Source organism: Qipengyuania marisflavi, from assembly GCF_005884405.1.
Lineage (GTDB): Bacteria > Pseudomonadota > Alphaproteobacteria > Sphingomonadales > Sphingomonadaceae > Qipengyuania > Qipengyuania marisflavi.
Genome location: NZ_VCAO01000002.1, coordinates 117,296 through 138,300, shown reverse-complemented (window position 1 = coordinate 138,300; position 21,005 = coordinate 117,296). Strand labels below are relative to the sequence as shown.

Sequence of the window (21,005 nt, the reverse complement as noted above, 5' to 3'; positions counted from 1 at the left end):
TGCGGCGGGAGGGGTAAGCGCCCGCATCCTGCAACAGACGAGCATTGCGACCAGAGTGACCGGGCCTGCCCTGTATTCCTTACCAGAAGGCATTGTTGGCCTGAAAGGTCCGATCCAGCGACCGGCCCCGGGCACCCTGCCCCTGCGCGGTGATCTGGCGCATATCGCTCTGGCGGACCAATTCCTCGCGGCGCATTACGTGATCCCGATAGCGCATGCGCTGGGCGATGCAGCGGTGACGCTCAAACTCCAGCCGCGCGATGATGCCGATGACGGCGTCACCTTCGCAGCGGGCGAGATGGTTGAACTGCTCGATGAAGCTGGCGACTGGCTGTGGATCACGCGCGGTCCCGAGGGGCCCAGCGGATATGTCCGGCGCGCTGCGCTCGCCCCCTCCCGCAGTGCATAATATCTTCATCGACGGCGCGGCGGGAACGACCGGGCTGGAAATTGCCGAGCGACTGGCGGGTCGCAGCGAATTTGCGCTGATCACGCTGGATGATACAATGCGCAAGGATGCCAAGGCGCGGCGGGATGCGCTGAACGCCGCAGATATTGCGATCCTGTGCCTGCCCGATGATGCTGCGCGTGAAGCGGTGGATCTGCTCGATCCCGCCAGCAAGACGCGCATTATCGACGCCTCCAGTGCCCACCGCACGACGACGGGATGGTGCTATGGATTCCCCGAACTGGTCGGGCCGGAACGGGTTGCCAATGCGCTTCGTGTGAGCAATCCGGGTTGTTATCCCACCGGGTTTCTGGCGCTGGTTGCACCGCTGGTGCGGGCCGGGCTGCTGCCTGCCGACTGGCCCTATACCGTGAATGCAGTCAGTGGTTATTCGGGCGGCGGCAAGGCGTCAATCAAGCGCTTCAATAGCGCCCGAGCACCGGCGTTTCGCGCCTATGCGTATGATCTGGCGCACAAGCACCTTGATGAAATGAAGATCCACGCCGGGCTGGATCACCCGGTAATCTTCGCCCCCGCGGTCGTCCCCGCGTATCGCGGAATGCTTGCCGAGGTACCGCTGCACCTTGGCGCGATGGCGGGAGAGGTAACGGTGGAGGGACTGCGCGCGGCATTGCGCGAATTTTACGATGGTTCTGCCGTTGTGACCGTCCATGATGGCAGTCCCTGCGAGGAATTACTGCTGGAAATTCACGCCGCGCCTTCGGATGCTCTGGAGCTGTTCGTGTTCGGCAACAAGGGCGGCTGGCACGCGCGGCTGGTCGCACGGCTCGACAATCTGGGCAAAGGTGCCAGCGGCGCAGCGGTCCAGAATTTGAACCTGATGTGCGGCTTGCCCGAAACCAGCGGTTTGCAACTTGGCGTTGCCCAATAATTAGGCACGTGCTGTCCGAAGCATAAGCACAGTACCAGCCGTAACTGGACCGTATTGCGCGCGGACAGGCTGCCGCTTGGCAAAAATTACGCCAACCGGGTTTGGCACAGCTGGAATCTTCGGTAAGGCCCCTCAACAACGCTTGGCACGATTCTTGGATAGTATTGCGCGAGGATCAAATCCAGTTCCAGACGGGGGCAAGCAAACCGTGAAAAAAGTCGAAGCGATCATCAAGCCGTTCAAGCTGGACGAGGTGAAAGAGGCGCTGCACGAAATTGGCGTTTCCGGTATCACTGTCACTGAAGCCAAGGGCTTTGGCCGCCAGAAGGGCCACACCGAACTGTATCGCGGCGCCGAATATGTCGTCGACTTCCTGCCCAAGGTGAAGCTGGAGGTTATTGTGACCGACGCCATCGCCGACCGGGTGGTCGAAGCGATCGCTGCCGCTGCACAAACCGGACGGATTGGCGATGGCAAGATCTTCGTCTCGAACATCGAAGCGGCGCTGCGCATCCGCACTGGCGAGCGTGACGAAGACGCAATCTGAATTATCCCGCCTGCATCACGCGGGCTACAAGTGATTATCCAAATGGAGACTGTTAAAATGGCAAGTGCGAAGGACGTCCTCAAACAGATCAAGGACGATGGCATCGAATGGGTCGATTTGCGCTTCACCGATCCCAAGGGCAAATGGCATCACCTGACTATGGTCGCCAAGATCCTGGGTGAAGACGAGCTGGAAGACGGCCTGATGTTCGATGGTTCCTCCATCGCCGGCTGGAAAGTCATCAACGAAAGCGACATGATCCTGAAGCCCGATCTGGAGCGGATTTTCATCGATCCCTTCAGTGCGGAGCCGATGATGATCGTGTTCTGCGACATTGTGGAACCGTCATCAGGCGAATGGTATGCACGTGACCCGCGCTCCACCGCCAAGCGCGCCGAAGCCTATTTGAAATCCACCGGCATTGGTGACACGATCTATGTCGGTCCCGAGGCCGAATTCTTCATGTTCGACGATGTCCGCTTCGAAGACGGCTATGCCGCTTCGGGATATGCCATCGATGACATCGAATTGCCCACCAACAGCGGCAAGGAATATGAAAGCGGCAATCTGGGTCATCGCCCGCGCGCCAAGGGTGGCTATTTCCCCGTCGCCCCGGTCGACAGCGCCGTGGATATTCGCGGCGAAATGGTCTCGACCATGATCGAAATGGGCCTCAATTGCGACAAACACCACCACGAGGTCGCCGCTGCCCAGCACGAGCTTGGTGTCACGTTCGGCACGCTGGTCGAAACCGCCGACAACATGCAGATCTACAAATATGTCGTGCATCAGGTCGCCCATATCTATGGCAAAAGCGCGACCTTCATGCCCAAACCGATCAAGGACGATAACGGCAGCGGGATGCACACCCACATGTCGATCTGGGAGAATGGCAATCCGACTTTTGCGGGCAATCAGTATGCCGGGCTGTCGGAAAACTGCCTGTTCTTCATTGGCGGCGTGATCAAGCACGCCAAGGCGCTGAACGCTTTCACCAACCCTACGACCAACAGCTACAAGCGGCTGGTTCCGGGTTTCGAAGCGCCTGTGCTGCTGGCCTATTCCGCCCGCAACCGTTCGGCATCGTGCCGGATCCCCTATGGCGCCGGTGACAAGGCCAAGCGCGTGGAATTCCGTTTCCCCGATGCGATGGCCAACCCCTATCTCGCCTATTCGGCGCTGCTGATGGCGGGTCTCGACGGGATCCAGAACAAGATCCACCCGGGCGAGGCGATGGACAAGAACCTTTACGATCTGCCGCCTGCCGAATTGGCGGATGTGCCGACAGTATGCGGTTCGCTGCGCGAAGCGCTGGAATCGCTGGGCGAGGATTATGAATTCCTGCTCAAGGGCGATGTGTTCACAAAGGACCAGATCGACGCTTATGTCGAGCTGAAATGGGAAGAGGTCATGCGCCTCGAAGTCACGCCATGCGCGGTGGAATTCGACATGTATTACAGCGCCTGACACGGGCCTGAAATCACGACACAAGGGGCGTCCGGGAGACCGGGCGCCCTTTTTGTGTGCCTGCCACGCAGAAACCATTTTCCTACACGCCCCACTGGTGTCTATTTGCTGCGCCTCGATTCTTCACCGGGGTGAGCCATGCAGCGCAAAATGATTTTCGATACCGTCCGCCGCTTGCTGGGCCGCGGGTTCCGGCGCAGCGAGATTGCGGCGCTGGACCGGGCGATTGATTGTGCCGGGGGCGACAGCAGCGCCAAAGGGCTGACGGTCAGCGAGGCCGGGGTCGCCATCATCAAACGCTTCGAAGGCTGCGCGCGATTGCGCCGGGATGGAATGGTGGAGGCCTATCCCGATCCGGGTACGGGCGGCCATCCCTGGACAATCGGCTGGGGCGCCACAGGCAGCGACATCGGGCCAGGCACTGTGTGGACACAGGCGCAATGTGATGCGCGGTTGCAACAGGATATCATGCGCCATGCACGGGAAGTCGAAATCGCTGTGGCGGGGTTTCCGACCAGCCAGGCGCAGTTCGATGCACTGGTCAGTTTTCACTACAATACCGGCGCGATTGGCCGTGCCACACTGACCAGATTGCACAAAAACCATGAGTTTTCCGCTGCTGCAGGCCAGTTTGGTCGTTGGAACAGGGCCGGGGGACGGGTGCTTGAAGGCCTTGCCCGCCGCCGCCGCGAAGAGGCTGCGCTCTACCTTTCGGGGAGCTGAACACCGCAGAAAACGGGGATTTTCCAAGTTTTCCCGGTGGAACTATATCTCGTTTCGCGGCGTTACCCCTCCAAAGGAGTTAACTTATGAAGCATTTTCTTATTGGAGCGGCAGTGATTGCATTGGCCGCTACCGGAGCACAGGCCGGACCGGACAAGGGGAACGGCAAGGACCATAAGGGCAAGGCGCAGGTTTCCGCCAAGGCCAAAGTGGGCAACAAATCCAACGTGAAAGCCAAGGCAAAGGTTGAACGCCGCGACACAGTGCGGGTTTCACGGGCCGATGATCGCAAGGATTATCGCCGTTCTGACAGCAAGGATAACAAGCAGGACAACAAGGCTCCCAAGCGCGCCAAATCGGATGATCGTAAAAATAATGATCGCTCGTACGACACGCGCCGCAGCGATGACCGCAGCGATGTGCGCCGCACGGATTACCGGCAGGACCGGCGCGAAACGCGCCGGGATGATGATCGCCGCGCGCCGCGTTATGTCGACCGCGTAGCTTACGAGAGCCAGCGTGATTTCATGCGCCGCGACCGCAGCCGTGTCTATATCAACGGCTGCCCACCGGGATTGGCCAAGAAGGGCAATGGTTGCACCCCTCCGGGCCTGGCGAAGCGTGCTCGCACGAACATGCAGATGTTCCGCTATGATTATCGCCCGCGCCTGTTCGGTCTGACCAATTACAGCAGCGGCCGCTACACTTACAACAATGGCTATCTGCTACGGATGAATGACCGTGGTTCGGTGGCGGGCTATATCCCGCTGCTCGGCGGCGCATTGGCCGTGGGCAACCAGTGGCCCAATTCGTACCAGAGCTATGAGGTGCCGAATTATTACGTCGATTATTACAATCTCGGCGGAACCAACAATTACCGTTACGCCGACGACGTGATCTATCGTGTCGACCCGCAGGATTCCGCCATCGTTTCGATTGCGGCCCTGCTGACGGGTGATGACATCAATATCGGCCAGCCGATGCCGCGCGGATATGACGTGTACAACGTGCCCTATTCGTATCGTGACCGGTATTACGACACGCCCGAGGCGAACTATCGCTACTCCGACGGCTATGTCTATCGCATCGATCCCACCACGCAACTGGTCGCTGCCGCGATCGACCTGCTGGTTTAAGGGAGCGCATAAATATGATGGACAAGTTGAAAACCGCTGCGGCGGCTGTGGCTCTGGCCGCGACGCTTCCGCTGATCTCTGGCTGTAGCAAGGTTGTGGACCAGAACCCCAGCACTGCGACCAAGGAGGACGGAACTGTCACTCTGGCCACAGCCTTGGGCTCGCAGGACGATATGCAGACCCTGCAGTCCGCGCTGACAGCGTCGGAGCTGAGTTCGCTGTTTGATGGTCCGGCCAGCTACACCTTGCTGGCCCCCAATGACGGCGCATTTTCCGCGCTGGGGGAGCAGGGTAGCGCGTTGATGGAAGACGAGCAGCGCCCGCTGCTGGTGGCGATCTTGCGTGATCACATCCTGCCCGGCCACGTTACGCCGGAAACGATTGCCACCGCAGTCGATCAAAAGGGCGGCCCGGTCACGATGACCACCTTGGGAGACGGCACGATAACCTTCTCGAAGGTAGGCGACAGGCTGACCGTATCGAACAGCGGCGGTGCCAGTGCCGGCGTGGTGGGCACCTCCATCGCGGCGAACAATGGCGTCGTGCTGCCGCTTGATGCAGTGTTGATGCCGAAAGAAGAGGGCTAACCGCCCCGTTTAATAATCGCGGCTGATTTCCGCGACCACGCTCTCGCGGCCGAGAGTCGAGATCGATGCCAGCAGCGAAATCCAGCTGGTTACGCGAAACTCGACCTCGGTCGCGCTGTATCCTTTGCCGTCGGTGATGATCTCGACATAGAAGCGGCGGCCAAAGTTCTTGCCCAGAGCCACACCCGTACCCCGCCCCAAAGCCGGGTCCGCACTGACGATGCGCAAACGGTCCAGCCCGATTGCCGAACGCAAGCGGTTGATGGGGTCCATCCCGCCGCCGCCGCGCAGCGAGGCAAGCGCCGCACCCAATTGCAGCGCGTCCGTTGCCGATAGCGAAGTGATCGAACCGCCGAACAGCAGCCGTGCGAGCAATTCTTCCTCAGGCAGAGACGGGTTGGACGAGAATGTAATCTCCGGCTGTGTCGCACTGCCGCGCACCGCGACTTCTACCGAAACGCCCTGCGCTTCGCTCTCGGCAAGGATGTCCAGCCGTGGATCGACCGGGACACTGGCATCAAAGGCGATTTCGCCGCGCGTCAGTTCAAACCGCGTTCCGGCAAAGGTGTAATCGCCGCGCACGACTTCAGCGCTGCCGCCGATGCGCGGATTTTCTGTGGTGCCGCGCAGGATGATGTCGGCGCCCCATTCGCTTTCCAGCCCCATCCCGTCCACTTCGATGCGGCTGTCGCCCTTGGCGTCGATCAGATAGCGCCAGGGCCTTGCAGCGGCGAGGCTGGGCGCGCGGTCGGCAGGCGCATTGATTTCGCGCGTAGCGATTTTGGGCAGCCGCAGGTCATCGGCAGCAGTGCCCAGTTTCCAGCTGGCCTTGTCGATCCGCACGCGGCCCGCAATCGTCCCGCCCAGCCCATTGGAAACAATCCGCAGCGGTCCGGTGATGGTGGCGTTGATGCCATTGGCGTTGAGCAGATTGGCGTTCTTGGCCGCTGCCCGCAGATCCAGTTTCGGCCCGCGCACTTCGAGGAAGCGGCCCTGTACCCGTTCGCCCAGACCCTGCAGATCCACAGTCCCGCTGCCAGACACGCTGCCGCCATTGCCGGTCTTGCCCGAGAAGCGGGTGAGTTGGAGGCGCGAACCGTTGAACCGTCCGCGCACAGCGGCGTCGGTAATGTCTGTCCCCGACAGCGCACTGCGCACCCGCAACGCGTCGGAAGCAACTGTGCCGCGTACGCGCGGATCGGCCAGCGAGCCGGTGGCATCGGCGGCCACCGTAACCGGGCCGGTAAGGTCGAAGGCATTGATCGCCGCCAAGCGCCACAGCGTTTCCGCTGCGCCGTCATAGCGCAATTGGGCGAACAGGCGTCCGGCACGCAGCCGTTCAGACAGGACACCGCTTGATGGCAATCCGGAAATCTGCGCCTGCACTCGCCCACGCTTGATGTCTTGATTGCGCAGTAGCGCGCGGGCATCCAGGCTGTCAGCATCCAGCCGCGCCACCAGCGACAGATCGACCGGGCGCGAGGTCAGCACCAGGCCCGAGCGGGTCAGCCCGTCCAGTTTCACCCGTGCAGTGCCAACCGGCAATCCACCCTTGGCCGCGCGATAATCAATTACGCCGGAAATCGTCCCGCCCAACCCCAGGTCGGACATGACGATATCGGCCAGCGACAAGGGCATCCGCGCCAGCTTCAGTTCCAGCGCGGTTTCCCCGCCGCCGACCCTGCCCTGAGCCACCACACCGCCGCTGCCATAGGACAGCTGCGTGCGCGCCAATTGCCAGCCGCCTTCGGGCAGGCTGGTCAGCACTGCGCGGCGCGGCATCACGATGCGCTTGCCAGCAAATTCGCCCCGCGCTGCCAGTGCGACCCGCTGCGGCTGGACCAGCGCGTTGAGGTCCAGGTCAAACCGGCTGCCCCGGCGTCCCGACAGCGATGCGTCGATCCGGCCGGTACCGTCATCGATCTTGCCGCGCGCTGCCAGCCTGCCGATAAACAGCGAGCCATAGCCAATGCCCTGCGCGGTACCCTCGCCGCTGAAACTGGTGTGCCCTTTGCGGATCAGGCCCTGCGCATCGACATTGGCGCGCGCGATGGTGAGCTGGGTATCGCCGCCAAAGCGCGCGTTGCGAGCCTGCAGATTGACATCGAGCCCCTGCCCGCCGCTGCGCGGGACCAGCGCCACCGTGCCGTCAACGCCGCCGCCAGCAAAGGCCAGCTTGCCCTGTGCGCCGCCATCGACCAGCGTCAGCGCGCCGGTGACATTGGTGTCGGATACGGTCAGCGTATTGACCTGGATGCGCGTGGGCCCGCCCGCCGGAGCGAACAGGCCCAGCTGGCCCTGAAACGGCCCGAGCAGAGAGCCGCCCGAGGTGTCGATGGCAAAGCCGTCCTGGGTCGGCGCGATGGCAACGCGGACATTGTCGAGCCCGTTTACCGGGCTGGCGAACACCAGCACTGCCTTGGGGCCGCTATCGGCCAACTGCGCTTCGACAGTGAACGGTCCATAATCGGTATGGCGGCCATTGCCCGCCAGGCTGGTGGTGCCCTGCCGCACCGAGCCATTGAGCGCGAGCGTCAGCTTGGCGGCATCGACGCGGACGTTGTTGAACATCAGCGGCGCATTGCCGCCCATCGCGAAGCCGCCGCGCACACGGATTGCCGGACCCGCCAGATTGGCCAGCGTGGCATTGCTGACCTGCGCGACCCGCGCATCCAGCTGCGCCTTGAGCCGCCACGGCGCGCCATTGGCCAGCATCAGATTGATCACCGCCGTGCCGCCAGCCGTGCCGACATTGTCCAGCACCAGACGGTCTGCCCGGATCGGTCCGGCGATTTCATAACTGCCGCCGCCCAGATCGCCGCGCAGCGCCAGATTGGCGACAGTGCCCGGAAAGGTCAGCCGCAGATCGTCGCCCAGCAGCTTGGTGCCCGACAGCACTAGCGTGCCCTTACCGGTGCCGTTGACCAGCCGCGGATCGACCATCGCATTGCCGCTTTTCACCCGCTCCACGGCGAGGTTGAGCGGCAACGTCCAGCGCGTGCCGTCATAGCGCGCCGTGCCCTGCTGCGTCAGGCCCGCCACTTCGGTTTCTCCCGCCAGCAGGCGCCCCACCGACAGATTGTGGACAATGGTCAGATCCTTCATTGGACCATCCACAGTCGCTTTCAGCCGGGCATCTTCCAGCTGCATAGTCGGCCCGAACAAGGCCGGGTCTGTCAGCAGCGCATCGAGTGTGAGCGCGCTCACGCTATTCTCGGCAAGGCTCACGCCGCCCTCGGCGCGCGCCGTCACGCCGCGCCCGATCAGTTTGAAACCGCCATCGAACACGCGGTTATCGAAGGTGAAATCAGCGCCCAGCGCCACATCATTGCCCAGTGCACTGGCGGGCAATCCAGTGAGAAAATCGCTGGGGTCGATTTTTCCCAGCACGCCGAACTTGCCTGCGCGATTGGTGATTTTCAACGCAGCGACACGCTCGTCAGCGCTGCGAACCAGCAATCCGCCAGCCCATGACCGCCATGTCCCGTCACCGCGAATTTTTGCCGAATAGGGCCGGGTCACGCCGATCATTGCCGCAAGCGGGCCATCCGCCGCCGCGCCCAGATCGAGCGCGAGGTCGAAGGTGTCACCGTCAGGCTCGGCATCAAGCAGCAGCGCCACCCGGTCCTTCTCGCCAAGCTTGCCCCTGGCGTCGAGTTTGACGCGGCTATCCTCGACCAGCACCGACCCCGCCAGATCGACGCGCTGCGCATCGGGGCCGGCGATACCGGGTGCCAGCATCAGATTGTCGATAGCGAATTTGTCGATGGCAATGTCGAAGCCGGGAAGCAGCGGACTGTCTTCCTCGCTCGGCAGAAACTCTGGAAGCCGCGACAGCGTGGCGCGGCGTGCAGAGAAGCTGTCGATATCGAGCCGATTGTTCAGCCAGCCGCGCGGGTTCCAGTCCACTTCGGCGCGCGGGATGGTCAGGAACACGCCCTTGGGATCAGACAATTGCACATCGTGCAGCACTGCCGCGCCATAGAGATTGCCCTCGATCCGTCCGATCTTGATGTTGAGGCCGTTGGGAAAGGTCCGTTCGGCAATCCTGCTGGCCAGAAAACGCTCGCCCAGCGGTGTGTTGAGCAGCACCACGCCGGCCACCAGCGCCAGCACCAGCGCCGCCACAATGCCGATGCCCCATTTGGCCGCACGGCCCATCCGCGAACGCTTGCGTGCGGGTGGCGGCATTGGCGCTTCGGGCGGCGCGGAAGTCGCTTCGTTCGCCATCAGAAAGCCTGCCCCAGCGAGACATAGACCGCGACCGGCGCGTCATCCTCCTCCGGATTAAGCGGGACGCCGACATCCACACGGATCGGCCCGAAGCCGGTGGTGTAGCGCAGCCCCACCCCAACGCCGAGCTTGATGGCGCCAAAATCAGGCACGGTCGCAGTCGACACACTGCCCGCATCGAGGAACGGTACAATCGACACCGCACCATCGAAAAAGCCAGTGCCGATGCGCGCCTCAATCGAAGCTTCGACCAGCGAGCGTCCGCCAATGGGCTCGCCCAGATCGTTCTTGGGTCCAATCGCCTGATAGCCATAGCCGCGCACCGATCCGCCGCCGCCCCCATACAGCCGCCGCGAGGGTGCGATGCCGACAAGATCGGCCCCCTGAATGCTGGCAAAGCGCACGCGCCCCGCCACCACGATGCTGTCGCCCACCGACTGATAATAGGACGCATCAGCCTGATTTCGCAGATAATAGAATTGCTGCCCCTCGGTCCGCGAGGTTTCGGGGCCTAGGAAGCCGCCGAGGCGGAAACCTTGCGTCGGGTCCAGCAGCGAATCGGTCGAATCGATGGTGGCGCGTCCGAACAGCGAGCCGATGAAATAGCGTTGCCGGGGCCGCTCGATACCGTCGACGATACGGTTGCGTTCATCGCTTGCCAGAATTTCTGCACCCACGCCCCAGCTCAGCGGTTTTTGAAACAACAGGTTGGATGTGCGTTCATAGGTCCCGCGAATGGCCACCGTCTGCGCATCATAGGCATCGCTGTCGATGGTGGAGGCATAGGCATCCAGCGTCAGGATCTTGTCCCGCCCGCCAAAATTGTTCTTGCGGAAGGTGACCCCCGCCAGCTGTTCGCGCGTGCCGATAATGCCGCGAACCCGCAGCGATCCCTCGGGCGGGAACAGATTGCGGTGCTCCCAGCTGGCTTGCAGCCGGATGCCTTCTTCGGTGCCGAAGCCGATCGCGCCTGCGATGGTGCGCAGCTTGGCCTGCTGCAATGCGACATCCATCGCCACCACGCCCGGCTGGTCACCCTGCGGCGGCGTGACTTCGCGTGGCGTGACGCTGACGCTGGACACCAGTCCGGTGGCGGTAATCGCGCGGCGCAAATCGAGCGACAGGCTGCGCTGATAAACGTCACCCGGCTCGAAGCGGGCGATTTCTGCGAGATGCTTGCTGGACAGAAATTCCGGATCGTCACTGATGACTTCGCCGAAGATATATTTGCCGCCCGGCGTGACCAGCATGGTCAGATCGCCTTCCAGCCGGTCATGGTCGATCAGCAGTTCAGGCGCATCGATGGCGGCAAAGGGATAGCCGGTTTCACCAAGCGCGCGGTCCAGATCGAACTGCTCCTGCACGATGACATCGCTTTGCAGGAAATCGCCGCTGTTGATGTCGAAACTGTCGCGCAGCGCGGGGTAATCGGGCGCGGTGTCCAGCTGTCCCAGCGTGACAGTGCCATAAGTATAGCGCGGACCGGGAATGATATCGAAACGCACTTCGGGGCGCGTATCGGCGGTGTTTTCGCCTACTTCGCGGGTGCCGATGGAGCGGACGATCTCGCCGTCATAATAGCCATAGACGTGCAACAGATTGTTCAGCAGCGCCTCGTCCTGCCGCGCGCGTGCCGCCAGCTGGGCGACATTGTCTTCGTCGCTGTCCAGCTGCTCGATAGTAGAGAGCGCCTTGAACCGGTTGAAGAAATCGCCGCGTTCGCTGAACGGCGGTGCCTTTTGCGGGAAACCGAGCACCAGCTCATCGGAAATGCGTTCCAGCTCGGCATCGGCGAAGGCGATTTGCGGGCGGCCCTCGTCAACCTCGGCAAACTGGATGTCTTCATCGGGTGCCAGCACGTCGATATCGCCGATCTCGAGGGATTCGGGCCAAGCAAGATCGGTGCCGGGCAAATCGGCGATAGGCGTTTCAACCGCTACTTCGGACAAGCCATCGGCAGGAACATCGGGATCGGCAACAGTGCCCTGCTGCGCCCAAGCCTCTGGGTCGGAAACAGCGCTGTCGGGGATCAGATCTTCAAGCCGCTGCGGCGCATCCATATCCTGCGCGGCAAGCGGGGCCGCAACCAGCGCCAGCACAGCGGCGCAGGCGTGCAGTACGCCGCGAAAGCTGTCAGTCGGCGAGTTTGTAGCCTGCCGGATGGCCATCCTTGGCAGGCAGCGCATCGGCTGTTCGCGGTTTGCCAGGGCTGGCGATGGCCGCGATCCGTTGGCGCTGTTCGTCATCGGGCATCCGTTCCCAGCCGCCACGGGTAAGCCGTTCAATGGGACGATAGCGGATCTTGTATTGCATCCGATCTGCCCCATCGACCCAATAGCCGAGATAGACATAGGGCAAGCCCCGTTCCGCCGCGCGGCGGATGTGATCCAGAATGATAAAGTTGCCAAGCCCGACGCGATCCTTGTTTTCCGGGTCATAGAAGCTGTAGATCATCGACAGCCCGTCACCCTGATAGTCGGTCAGGCAAACACCGACCAGGCGACCCGGTGCGGACCCTATGCCACGTTCCCGATATTCAATCACATAGCTGGATACGGGAGTATGTTCCACCATATCTGCAAAGTCGCTTTCCTCCATCCGCGCCATGCCGCCTCCGGGATGGCGCGAAGCGAGGTAGCGCTGGAGCAATTCGAACTGTTCGGCGGTCGCCCAGGGGCGGCATTCGGTCGCCACCAGATCGGCATTGGCCTTGAGCACGCGCTTCTGCGTTGACGAGGGTTTGAATTCTCCGGCCACCACCCGCACCGATACGCAGGCCTGACAATCCAGGCAGCTGGGGCGATAGGCCACGGTCTGGCTGCGGCGGAACCCGATGCGGCCCAGCGCTTCGTTCAGTTCATCGGAACTGTCACCGCGCAGCTCGGTAAACACCTTTCGCTCGCTCTTGCCCGGCAGGTACGGACACGGCGCGGGGCTGGTCACGAAGAAGCGTGGGAAGCGGATCGGGGCCGTCACGGGGTGGAGCAACCTTTCATCAGGGGGGCGAAGCACATCCTCACCTGGACCCTGTATGCCGCACAGATGAAAGTGTTAAAAGTCCCTTAACCATGAAATCTGGCCTTGTGGGCCGAAATTGCCCGATCTGGCCTATTCCACCTCGGCCAATTCGACCTGATAGCCCTTGGCCCGCAACGCCTCCACCAGCGTATCGATCAGCTCCGCATCGCGGGCTTCGCACTCGATTTCTGTGATCAGACCCTTGGCGGGCAGCGTGGTGAAAATGCGCTGGTGATAAATCTCGATGATGTTGAGGTTGTGCGCGTTGAACTCGTGCATCACCTTGTACAGCGCGCCGGGACGATCCTGCAGCGTGATCCGCAGCCGGGCCAGCCGCCCGCCGCGCGCCAGATCGCGGAGCAGCACATTGGCCAGCAACCGCGTGTCGATATTGCCGCCGCACAGCACCAGGCCGACCTTCTTGCCCGCAAATTTCTCCGGATTGGACAGCACGGCGGCCAGCCCGGCGGCGCCCGCACCCTCGACCACGGTTTTCTCGATCTGCAGCAACAGTGCCACCGCGTGTTCCAGCGCAGCTTCGTCAACCAGCAGCACCTCGTCGACCAGATCGGCGATCACTTCGCGGGTAAAATTGCCCGGAGCCTTGACCGCGATGCCTTCGGCCAGCGTATCGCCGCCGCACGTCATGTCCTCGCCGCGCAGATGTGCATACATTGACGGGAACAGCGCGGCCTGCACACCGATCATCGTTATTTCAGGGTTCAGCGCCTTGGCGACTGTCGCCATCCCGCTCATCAACCCGCCGCCGCCAATCGGCACCACCAGGCAATCGAAGTCGTCTTCCTGCGCCAGCATTTCCAGCGCGACCGTGCCCTGCCCTGCGGCGACCTTGGGATCATCAAACGGGTGGACGAAGGTCAGCGCGCGTTGCTGTTCCAGCTCGCGCGCATGGGCATAGGCTTCGTCGAAAGTCTCTCCGAACAGCTCGACCATGCCGCCCACGCTTTCGGTCTGCATAACCTTCACGCTGGGGGTGGTCTTGGGCATTACGATAGTGACTGGCACGCCCAGCCGGCGGCCATGATAGCTCAGCCCCTGCGAATGATTGCCCGCCGATGCGGCAATCACCCCCCGCGCGCGCTGTTCATCGGTCAGCTGGAGCAAAGCGTTGAGCGCGCCGCGTTCCTTATAAGCGGCTGTGAACTGCAAGTTTTCAAACTTGAGCCAGATGTCGGCCCCGGTGATTTCCGACAGCGTGATCGAGCGCATCATCGGCGTCTTGACCACTGCGCCCTCAATCCGCGCAGCGGCGGCGCGGACGTCGTCGATGGTGAGAAGGTCGGTCGCTTTGGCCGAACTGTGGACTGTGGATGCTGCGGTCATGGCGAAAGCCCCTACGGCGCAGGCGCGCCTCGCGCAATTGCGGAAAGGGTTTGCGCAGGCCAAGCTATAGCTTATCGCTTCACGCAGCCACCAAGCGCCATCGGGATTGCCATGACACTGAAATTACTCGCCTCCACCGCCGCGCTCGCCTGCGCGCTGCTTGCTTCGCCGCTTCACGCCGATGTGCTGATCGACAATGTCGAAGGCTTGACCATCGACAAGGACGGCAAAGTAAAACGCTTTGCCGCCATCGTGATCGATGACGAAGGGCGCGTGTCGCAATTGCTGGCGGCCAAGGACAAGCGCCCGCGGACCGATTACCGCGAAGATGGCGCGGGGCGCGTGATGATCCCCGGCCTGATCGACGCACACGCCCATGTCATGGGACTGGGCATCGGCGCGCTGACGCTGGATCTGTCAGACACCAATTCGCTGCAGGAAGCGCTTGCCGCCATTGCCAGATTTGCCGCCGAGAACCCCGCCCGTCCGTGGATTCTGGGGCGCGGATGGAATCAGGAGAAGTGGGGTCTGGGCCGTTTCCCCACCGCTGCCGAACTGGATTCCGCAGTGTCAGACCGCCCGGTCTATCTGGAGCGGGTCGATGGCCATGCCGGCTGGGCCAATGGCAAGGCGCTGGAGGCCGCCGGTATCGTCGCTGGCACGAAAAGCCCCGATGGTGGCCGGATCGAGCGGGCCAGTGGTTCGCAAATGCCATCGGGCGTGTTCGTCGATAATGCGACCACTTTGATGACTGCCGCAATTCCTGCACCCCGCCCTGCCGAGCGTGATCTGGCGCTGGATGCGGCGCAGAAAATCCTCCACAAATTTGGCATCACCGGGGTGGCCGATATGGGCACCACGATCGAGGATTGGCAGGCTTTCCGCCGCGCGGGCGACACCGGGCGGCTGCATGTGCGGATCATGTCCTATGCCGCCAGCGCCGATGCGATGGAACTGATCGCAGGCGCGCGCCCGACACCGTGGCTGTATGATGACAAGCTGCGCATGAACGGCATCAAGATTTACCTCGACGGCGCGCTGGGCAGCCGAGGGGCATGGCTCAAGGCACCATATAGCGATGACCCCGGCAACACCGGCCTGCCGCTGACCGACAGCGCACGGCTGCGCAATGTCATGGTGCGCGCCGCCAATGGCGAGTTTCAGACCGCCGTCCACGCCATCGGCGATGCCGCCAATGCCGAGGCGATCAGCGCCATTGCCGAACTGTCCGAAAGCTTCACCGGCGACCGCCGCTGGCGCATCGAACACGTCCAGATCGTCGACCCAGCCGACCTCCCCACTCTGGGCAAGCACAGCATCATTTCCTCGATGCAGCCGGTCCACCAGACCAGCGACCGGACCATGGCCGAAGCGCGGCTGGGGCCTAACCGGCTGGACGGCGCTTATGCGTGGAATACGATCCTGCGTTATGGCGGGAAGCTGGCGTTCGGCTCGGATGCGCCGGTGGAATCGCCCGATCCCTTCGCCGGGCTTGCCGCTGCGATCAGCCGGACCGGACCCGATGGCCAGCCATTTGGCGGCTGGCGTCCACAAGAGCGGGTGAACCGCGAACAGGCACTGGCCGGATTTACCTCGGACGCTGCCTTTGCAGGCTTTGCCGATGGCCGATTCGGCAGACTACTGCCGGGCGAGCGCGCCGATTTCGTGCTGATCGACCGCGATCCACTGCTGGCAACGCCTGAAGAATTGCGCGCGACAAAGGTGTACGAAACCTGGGTCGGCGGCCGCAAGGTTTACGACGCGGACTGAGACTCGTCGGCTGGCGTGTCATCGGTCGCGGTATCTTCAGTAGCGGGCGCGTCCTTCGCGGCGCGCCGCTCGGTCAGCCGCATCAGCAGCAGCGAGCCTTCGAACAGCAGCAGCAGCGGGATCGCCAGCAGCAGCTGAGAGCCCGGATCGGGCGGCGTGATGATGGCTGCAACCGCGACTATCAGCACAATGACATAGCGCCGCGCCCCCGCCAGCTGCGCCCGGCTGACAATCCCCGCGCGGTGCAGCAGCAACAGCAGTACCGGCAGCAGGAAGCTCATCCCGAACGCCAGAATGAACTGCATCACCAGCCCGAGATATTCATTGGCGGACGGCAGTGCCTGAATTTCCAGCCCGCCGGCCTGCCCCTCGAAGCCCAGAAACCACTCAAAGGCCGTGGGCATCACGACATAATAAGCCAGCGCTGCGCCCATCGCGAACAGGATGGGTGTGGCCAGCAGGAACGGCAGAAATGCCCTCTTCTCGCGCGCATAGAGACCAGGCGCGATGAAGGCCCACAGCTGGTTGGCAATGATCGGAAAGCTGAGACAGAACCCGGCGAACAGCGCGACCTTCATCTCGACGAAGAATACTTCATACAGCTTGGTGAAGATCAACTGCCCCTCGCCCGCAGGAAAGGCATTTTTAAGCGGCTGGATCAGGAAACCCAGGATCGGATCGGCAAAATACAGGCACACACCAAAGGCAATCGCCAGCGCCAGCACGCTGCGCACCAGCCGCGTGCGCAGTTCGATCAGATGATCGATCAGCGGGGCCTGTGTTTCGTCAATATCGCGGAGGTTGAGGGGCATGTCAGTCGCCCTTCGCGGGCGGGGGAGATGGCGGATCAAGCGGCAGCGGTGGCTCCTCGCCATGCTCTGGCGCCTTTACCGGCGCAGCACGCGCAATCGTCGCTTCGGCAGCGGCATCCGCATCGGGTACGCGGCCAGCGGCGGCCAGCGGTTCCATTTCAGCAGGCAGCAAATTCTCCGGGTCGCTCTCGGCAGCGCCGCCCTCTGGCTGCGAACCATCGGGATATTGCGCCATGATCTGGCGGTTGCGTTCGGCCCAGGACTTTTCCATGTCCTCCATCTCCGCATCGCGGATCATGGCGTCCACTCCGGCGCGGACATGGTTGGACATCCTGCGCATCTTGCCGATCCAGCGGCCTGCACTGCGCAGCGCGCGCGGCATATCCTTGGGGCCAATGACCAGGATCGCCACAATGACGATCACCAGCAATTCGCTGGCGCCGATGTCGAACATGGGCGGAGCCCTCTCTTAACGGATCAGTTCAGATCCTGACGCGGCGCAGGCTGCGGATCCTTGGCCGCCTGATCAGCCGGCTTCGGCTCGTGCGTGGGGCCTTCGATGCGCGGCGCGGGCTTGCCGTCTTCTTCGTTCATACCCTGCTTGAAGCTTTTGATGCCCTTGCCGAAATCACCCATCATTTCAGAGATTTTGCCACGCCCGAACAGGACGAGGACGACGATGGCGATGATGGCGAGCTGCCAGACACTAAGTCCCATGGGAAATTCTCTTTCGCTAGATTGCCATCAATATAGGCGTTGGTGGGCACAAGTGCCAGTCAGTAAGCGGTGTCGTTGTCCGAAGCGTCCTGCGGGGCCTGTTGATCGCCTTCGCCCCCGCCCTCGGATTCGGCCCCGGAAACAAGGCTTTCGTATGCATCCTCGACCGGATCGAGCAGTCCGGTGGCACGCAATTCGGCGATGCCGGGCAAGTCGCGACGACTGGACAAGCCGAAGTGGTCGAGGAAATCGGGGGTGGTGGCATAGATCACTGGGCGTCCGGGCACTTCGCGGCGACCGGCAATTTTCACCCAGCCCGCCTCCATCAGCACATCCAGTGTCCCGCCACTGGTCTGCACCCCGCGGATCGATTCCACTTCGGCGCGGCTGACGGGTTCGTGATAGGCGATGATGGCGAGCACTTCGGTGGCCGCGCGGCTCAGGCGGCGGACTTGTTCCTTTTCGCGCCGCAACAGATGCGCCAGATCGGGTGCGGTTTCGAAATGCCACCGCTTGCCGCGCTCCACCAGATGGACACCGCGTTTGCCGTAATGCTCGGCCAGTTCGCGCAGGCCCGTCCTGACATCACCAGCCGCAGCATCGCCCAGAAAACTGGCGAGCGCATCGGCAGTCATCGGCTCGTCTGCGGCGAACAGCGCCGCTTCGATAGCGCGCGCCAGCTCGTTCATTTCTGCGCGATCCGGCGCAGGCGCATGGGTCCGAAGACATCCTCCTGCGCGATTTCAGCCCGCCCCATCCGCGCCAGTTCCAGCGCGGCGACAAAGCTGGAAGCCAGGGCCGAGCGCCGCAGACGGGGTTCGGCATGCGGCGGCAGAAAATCGCGCAATTCCATCCAGTCCAGCGTGACGCCCAGCATATGGCTGACACGTTCCAGCGCGCTGTCGAGCGTCATAACCGGACGTTCGCGCACCATATGGACGGCGGGCGCCGTGCGCGCCTTGACCCTGCCATAGGCCTCCAGCAGCGCAAACTGGTCACAGCGCCACAGCGTCTTGCGGGCAATCTCCAGACCTTCAGGATTGCCGCGCAGGAACACATCACGCCCGATCCGGTCGCCGCCCATCAACCGCCCGGCCGCCTCGCGCATCGCGCCCAGCCGTTGCAGCCGCAATTGCAGTTTTAGCGCCAGCTCCTCGGCACTGGGATCTTCCTGCTCGTCACGCGGCAGCAGCATGGTCGATTTGAGATAGGCCAGCCACGCCGCCATCACGAGGTAGTCGGCGGCCAGTTCCAGCCGCAGCGCCCCAGCCTGATCGATATAGTCGAGATATTGGTCGACCAGCGCCAGGATCGAGATTTGCCGTAAATCGACCTTTTGCCGCCGCGCCAGATCCAGCAGCAGGTCGAGCGGCCCCTCCCACCCGTCTAGCTCAAGATACAGCGCCTCATTATCGCGCGTGTCATCGGCCGCGATACCGTCCCAATCGTCGGCTTCGGCAGCGGCCCCGGCTGCCGTCTGATCGGCAAACAGCAGGCCGTCCGCAGTCACGCGGTCGCTTCTTCCGTGATGGCCAACAGCGCATCACGCTTGGCCAGCAGCTCGCCAGTTTCGAAGCTGGTGGGCGGCGCGCCAAGCGCCGCCATCGCGCGGTCGTACCGGGCAATGCTATCGCCGCGCATAGCGGGGCACCGCTGCGCAATACCGATCATATCGTCCATCTTTGCCCAGCAATTGAGCACCACATCGCAGCCAGCGGCGAGGGCGCGTTCCGATCGTTCGGGGATCGAGCCGCTCAGCGCCTCCATGTCGATATCGTCGGTCAGTAACAGCCCGCCGAACCCGATCTCGCCGCGAATGATGTCATGGATAATCGCGGGAGAATGCGTCACGGGGTTTTCGGCATCCCAAGCGGTAAACAGCAAATGCCCGGTCATTCCCAGCGGTGTGCCAGCCAGCGTCTTGAACGGCGCGATATCGCGCGCCAGCTCAGCGGCGCTGGCCGTGACCGTCGGCATTTCCTTATGCGTGTCGGCGGTGGAGCGGCCGTGGCCGGGCATATGTTTGATACAGCCCAGTACGCCCGCGCGGGAAAATCCGTTGAGGATCGCGCGGCCCAGCGCCGCCACCTGCATCGGCTCGTGCCCCAGGGCCCGGTCCCCGATGACATCATGCGCACCGGGTTGCGGGATATCGAGCGGGGGGTGAAAATCGACTGTCACGCCAACCTCCGCCAGTTCGCGTGCCAGCGCCTCGGCATTGATACGCGCTGCCTCGATCGCGCTGGCGGGGGCAATCTGGTACAGGGCGTCGAACGCCGCCCCTGCGGGAAAGGCAGACCATTCGGGCGGCTTCATCCGTGCGACACGGCCACCCTCCTGATCGATCGAGATAAAATTACGGTCACGCCCGTGCAGGCTGCACAGATCATCGGTCAGCGCACGCATCTGGTCGCGCGACACGCAATTGCGGCCGAAAAGAATATAGCCCGCCGGATCGGCATCTTTGAAAAAGGCGCGTTCGTCCTTTGTCAGCTGGTCACCGGAAATGCCGAAAATCGCGGGTATCATGCGCAGGGGAATCGCAGTTTCCCGCCCCATGCGCAAGTTTCGCGCAACGCCTGAATGTGCAAAAGCTGGCGCTTACTTCACGAAACAGGCGATCCCATCGGCCTTGAGCGCTGCACAGAGGCGGCGCGACGCGGCACGGTCACCCGGCAGCGCCTGCAGGCGGAACACCCGGCCAATATCGGCCTGGCCTTCGACCACGCGGTGGCTGACACCGCTTAACGCTTCGGTCTGGCGGATCAGCGATGCCCAGCCCGCTTCGGCATCTTCGCGTCGGGGAAACGCGCCCACTTGCACACTGGGACCAGTCGGCTGCGCAGCGCGCGGTTCTTCGTCAACGGTGCTGGGGATAGTGGGCGCGGCGGCTTCTTTGGGCGGCGTTACTGCGGGGGCGGAGGCCAGCTGCCCCTCACGGGTCTGCCCTTCGCCCACTGCGAAACTGGTGTCGCCGGTTCCGGGGAAAGTCTTGCCGCCTTCGTCTTCAGGCCGCGTCTTGTATGGTCCGTCGGGCGCCGCGATCACGCTGCCGTCAGCCTCAGGCTCGGCGCCCGCGCCAAAACGGCTGGCGAACCAGATGCCGCCGACCACTGCGGCCAGCAACACCAGCGCCAATGCGCCCATCAACAACAGCCGCGCCGTATCGAAACCGGTTGCAGCCTCTTCATCGTCATCCGATTCGAGCCAGGGCAGCCGTTCGTCACTGTCGCTCAGCGCCAGTTCCCCGTTCTCGTCCCAGTCCTCGTCCGTGTCATACGGGTCGGTATCGTATGGTGTGGTGCTCATGC

General features: G+C 62.8%; 19 protein-coding genes. 8 read left to right on the top strand and 11 right to left on the bottom strand.

Annotated elements, in window-relative coordinates; all coding sequences use genetic code 11:
* Nucleotides 1-55 precede the first annotated feature (55 nt).
* The 7 genes from FEV51_RS05145 (at nt 56) to FEV51_RS05115 (ending at nt 5,800) form a co-directional block, all read left to right on the top strand.
* Nucleotides 56-409, top strand: a complete 354-nt coding sequence (locus tag FEV51_RS05145; protein WP_138616645.1) for a hypothetical protein — start codon at nt 56-58, stop codon at nt 407-409.
* Nucleotides 369-1,340, top strand: coding sequence for an N-acetyl-gamma-glutamyl-phosphate reductase (gene argC / locus FEV51_RS05140; RefSeq protein ID WP_138616643.1), 972 nt, complete (start codon nt 369-371; stop codon nt 1,338-1,340). Before FEV51_RS05145 ends, argC begins: the two co-directional genes overlap by 41 nt.
* A gap of 208 nt (nt 1,341-1,548) precedes the next feature.
* On the top strand, nt 1,549-1,887 hold the full coding sequence (locus FEV51_RS05135) for a P-II family nitrogen regulator (RefSeq protein WP_138616641.1): 339 nt from the start codon (nt 1,549-1,551) through the stop codon (nt 1,885-1,887).
* Between the two features lie 57 nt (nt 1,888-1,944).
* On the top strand, nt 1,945-3,354 hold the full coding sequence (gene glnA, locus FEV51_RS05130; protein ID WP_138616639.1) for a type I glutamate--ammonia ligase: 1,410 nt from the start codon (nt 1,945-1,947) through the stop codon (nt 3,352-3,354).
* A 150-nt stretch (nt 3,355-3,504) separates the two neighbouring features.
* Entirely contained in the window at nt 3,505-4,077 is a 573-nt protein-coding gene (locus FEV51_RS05125) for a lysozyme (protein ID WP_246034449.1), read from the top strand.
* Between the two features lie 86 nt (nt 4,078-4,163).
* Nucleotides 4,164-5,213 carry a hypothetical protein gene (locus FEV51_RS05120; protein ID WP_138616635.1) on the top strand — a complete coding sequence of 350 codons (1,050 nt, stop codon included), beginning with the start codon at nt 4,164-4,166 and terminating at the stop codon, nt 5,211-5,213.
* A gap of 14 nt (nt 5,214-5,227) precedes the next feature.
* On the top strand, nt 5,228-5,800 hold the full coding sequence (locus FEV51_RS05115) for a fasciclin domain-containing protein (protein WP_138616633.1): 573 nt from the start codon (nt 5,228-5,230) through the stop codon (nt 5,798-5,800).
* Nucleotides 5,801-5,809: 9 nt separating this feature from the next.
* On the opposite strand, the gene FEV51_RS05110 is transcribed toward FEV51_RS05115, so the two are convergent.
* The 4 genes from FEV51_RS05110 to FEV51_RS05095 form a co-directional block, all read right to left on the bottom strand.
* Nucleotides 5,810-10,030 (bottom strand): translocation/assembly module TamB domain-containing protein, encoded by a 4,221-nt coding sequence (locus tag FEV51_RS05110; RefSeq protein WP_138616631.1) that lies wholly within the window; start codon nt 10,028-10,030, stop codon nt 5,810-5,812.
* The gene (locus FEV51_RS05105; protein WP_246034448.1) at nt 10,030-12,279 is read right to left on the bottom strand and encodes an autotransporter assembly complex protein TamA; all 2,250 of its coding nucleotides are present in this window, start codon (nt 12,277-12,279) and stop codon (nt 10,030-10,032) included. The genes FEV51_RS05110 and FEV51_RS05105 overlap by 1 nt, the downstream gene beginning before the upstream one ends.
* The gene (locus FEV51_RS05100) at nt 12,167-13,009 is read right to left on the bottom strand and encodes an arginyltransferase (RefSeq protein WP_138616629.1); all 843 of its coding nucleotides are present in this window, start codon (nt 13,007-13,009) and stop codon (nt 12,167-12,169) included. Before FEV51_RS05100 ends, FEV51_RS05105 begins: the two co-directional genes overlap by 113 nt.
* Before the next feature lie 132 nt (nt 13,010-13,141).
* Nucleotides 13,142-14,395, bottom strand: coding sequence for a threonine ammonia-lyase (locus tag FEV51_RS05095; RefSeq protein ID WP_138616627.1), 1,254 nt, complete (start codon nt 14,393-14,395; stop codon nt 13,142-13,144).
* Nucleotides 14,396-14,506: 111 nt separating this feature from the next.
* On the opposite strand from FEV51_RS05095, the gene FEV51_RS05090 reads away from it, so the two are divergent.
* A complete protein-coding gene (locus FEV51_RS05090) occupies nt 14,507-16,165 on the top strand; it encodes an amidohydrolase (protein WP_138616625.1) in 1,659 nt (552 codons plus the stop codon).
* Here the strand turns inward: FEV51_RS05090 and tatC are convergent.
* The 7 genes from tatC to FEV51_RS05055 form a co-directional block, all read right to left on the bottom strand.
* Nucleotides 16,150-16,977, bottom strand: a complete 828-nt coding sequence (gene tatC / locus FEV51_RS05085; protein ID WP_138616623.1) for a twin-arginine translocase subunit TatC — start codon at nt 16,975-16,977, stop codon at nt 16,150-16,152. The two genes, FEV51_RS05090 and tatC, sit on opposite strands and share 16 nt — an antisense overlap.
* Nucleotide 16,978: 1 nt before the next feature.
* On the bottom strand, nt 16,979-17,431 hold the full coding sequence (tatB, locus tag FEV51_RS05080) for a Sec-independent protein translocase protein TatB (protein ID WP_138616621.1): 453 nt from the start codon (nt 17,429-17,431) through the stop codon (nt 16,979-16,981).
* A 23-nt stretch (nt 17,432-17,454) separates the two neighbouring features.
* Nucleotides 17,455-17,694: a twin-arginine translocase TatA/TatE family subunit gene (gene tatA, locus FEV51_RS05075; RefSeq protein WP_138616619.1), complete on the bottom strand. Its 240-nt coding sequence runs from the start codon at nt 17,692-17,694 to the stop codon at nt 17,455-17,457.
* A 59-nt stretch (nt 17,695-17,753) separates the two neighbouring features.
* On the bottom strand, nt 17,754-18,383 hold the full coding sequence (gene scpB, locus FEV51_RS05070) for an SMC-Scp complex subunit ScpB (RefSeq protein ID WP_138616617.1): 630 nt from the start codon (nt 18,381-18,383) through the stop codon (nt 17,754-17,756).
* Nucleotides 18,380-19,129 (bottom strand): segregation and condensation protein A, encoded by a 750-nt coding sequence (locus tag FEV51_RS05065; RefSeq protein WP_246034474.1) that lies wholly within the window; start codon nt 19,127-19,129, stop codon nt 18,380-18,382. The genes scpB and FEV51_RS05065 overlap by 4 nt, the downstream gene beginning before the upstream one ends.
* A 71-nt stretch (nt 19,130-19,200) precedes the next feature.
* A complete protein-coding gene (gene nagZ, locus FEV51_RS05060) occupies nt 19,201-20,223 on the bottom strand; it encodes a beta-N-acetylhexosaminidase (protein WP_138616615.1) in 1,023 nt (340 codons plus the stop codon).
* 72 nt (nt 20,224-20,295) lie between these two features.
* Nucleotides 20,296-21,003 (bottom strand): SPOR domain-containing protein, encoded by a 708-nt coding sequence (locus FEV51_RS05055; protein WP_138616613.1) that lies wholly within the window; start codon nt 21,001-21,003, stop codon nt 20,296-20,298.
* Between the last annotated feature and the right edge of the window lie 2 nt (nt 21,004-21,005).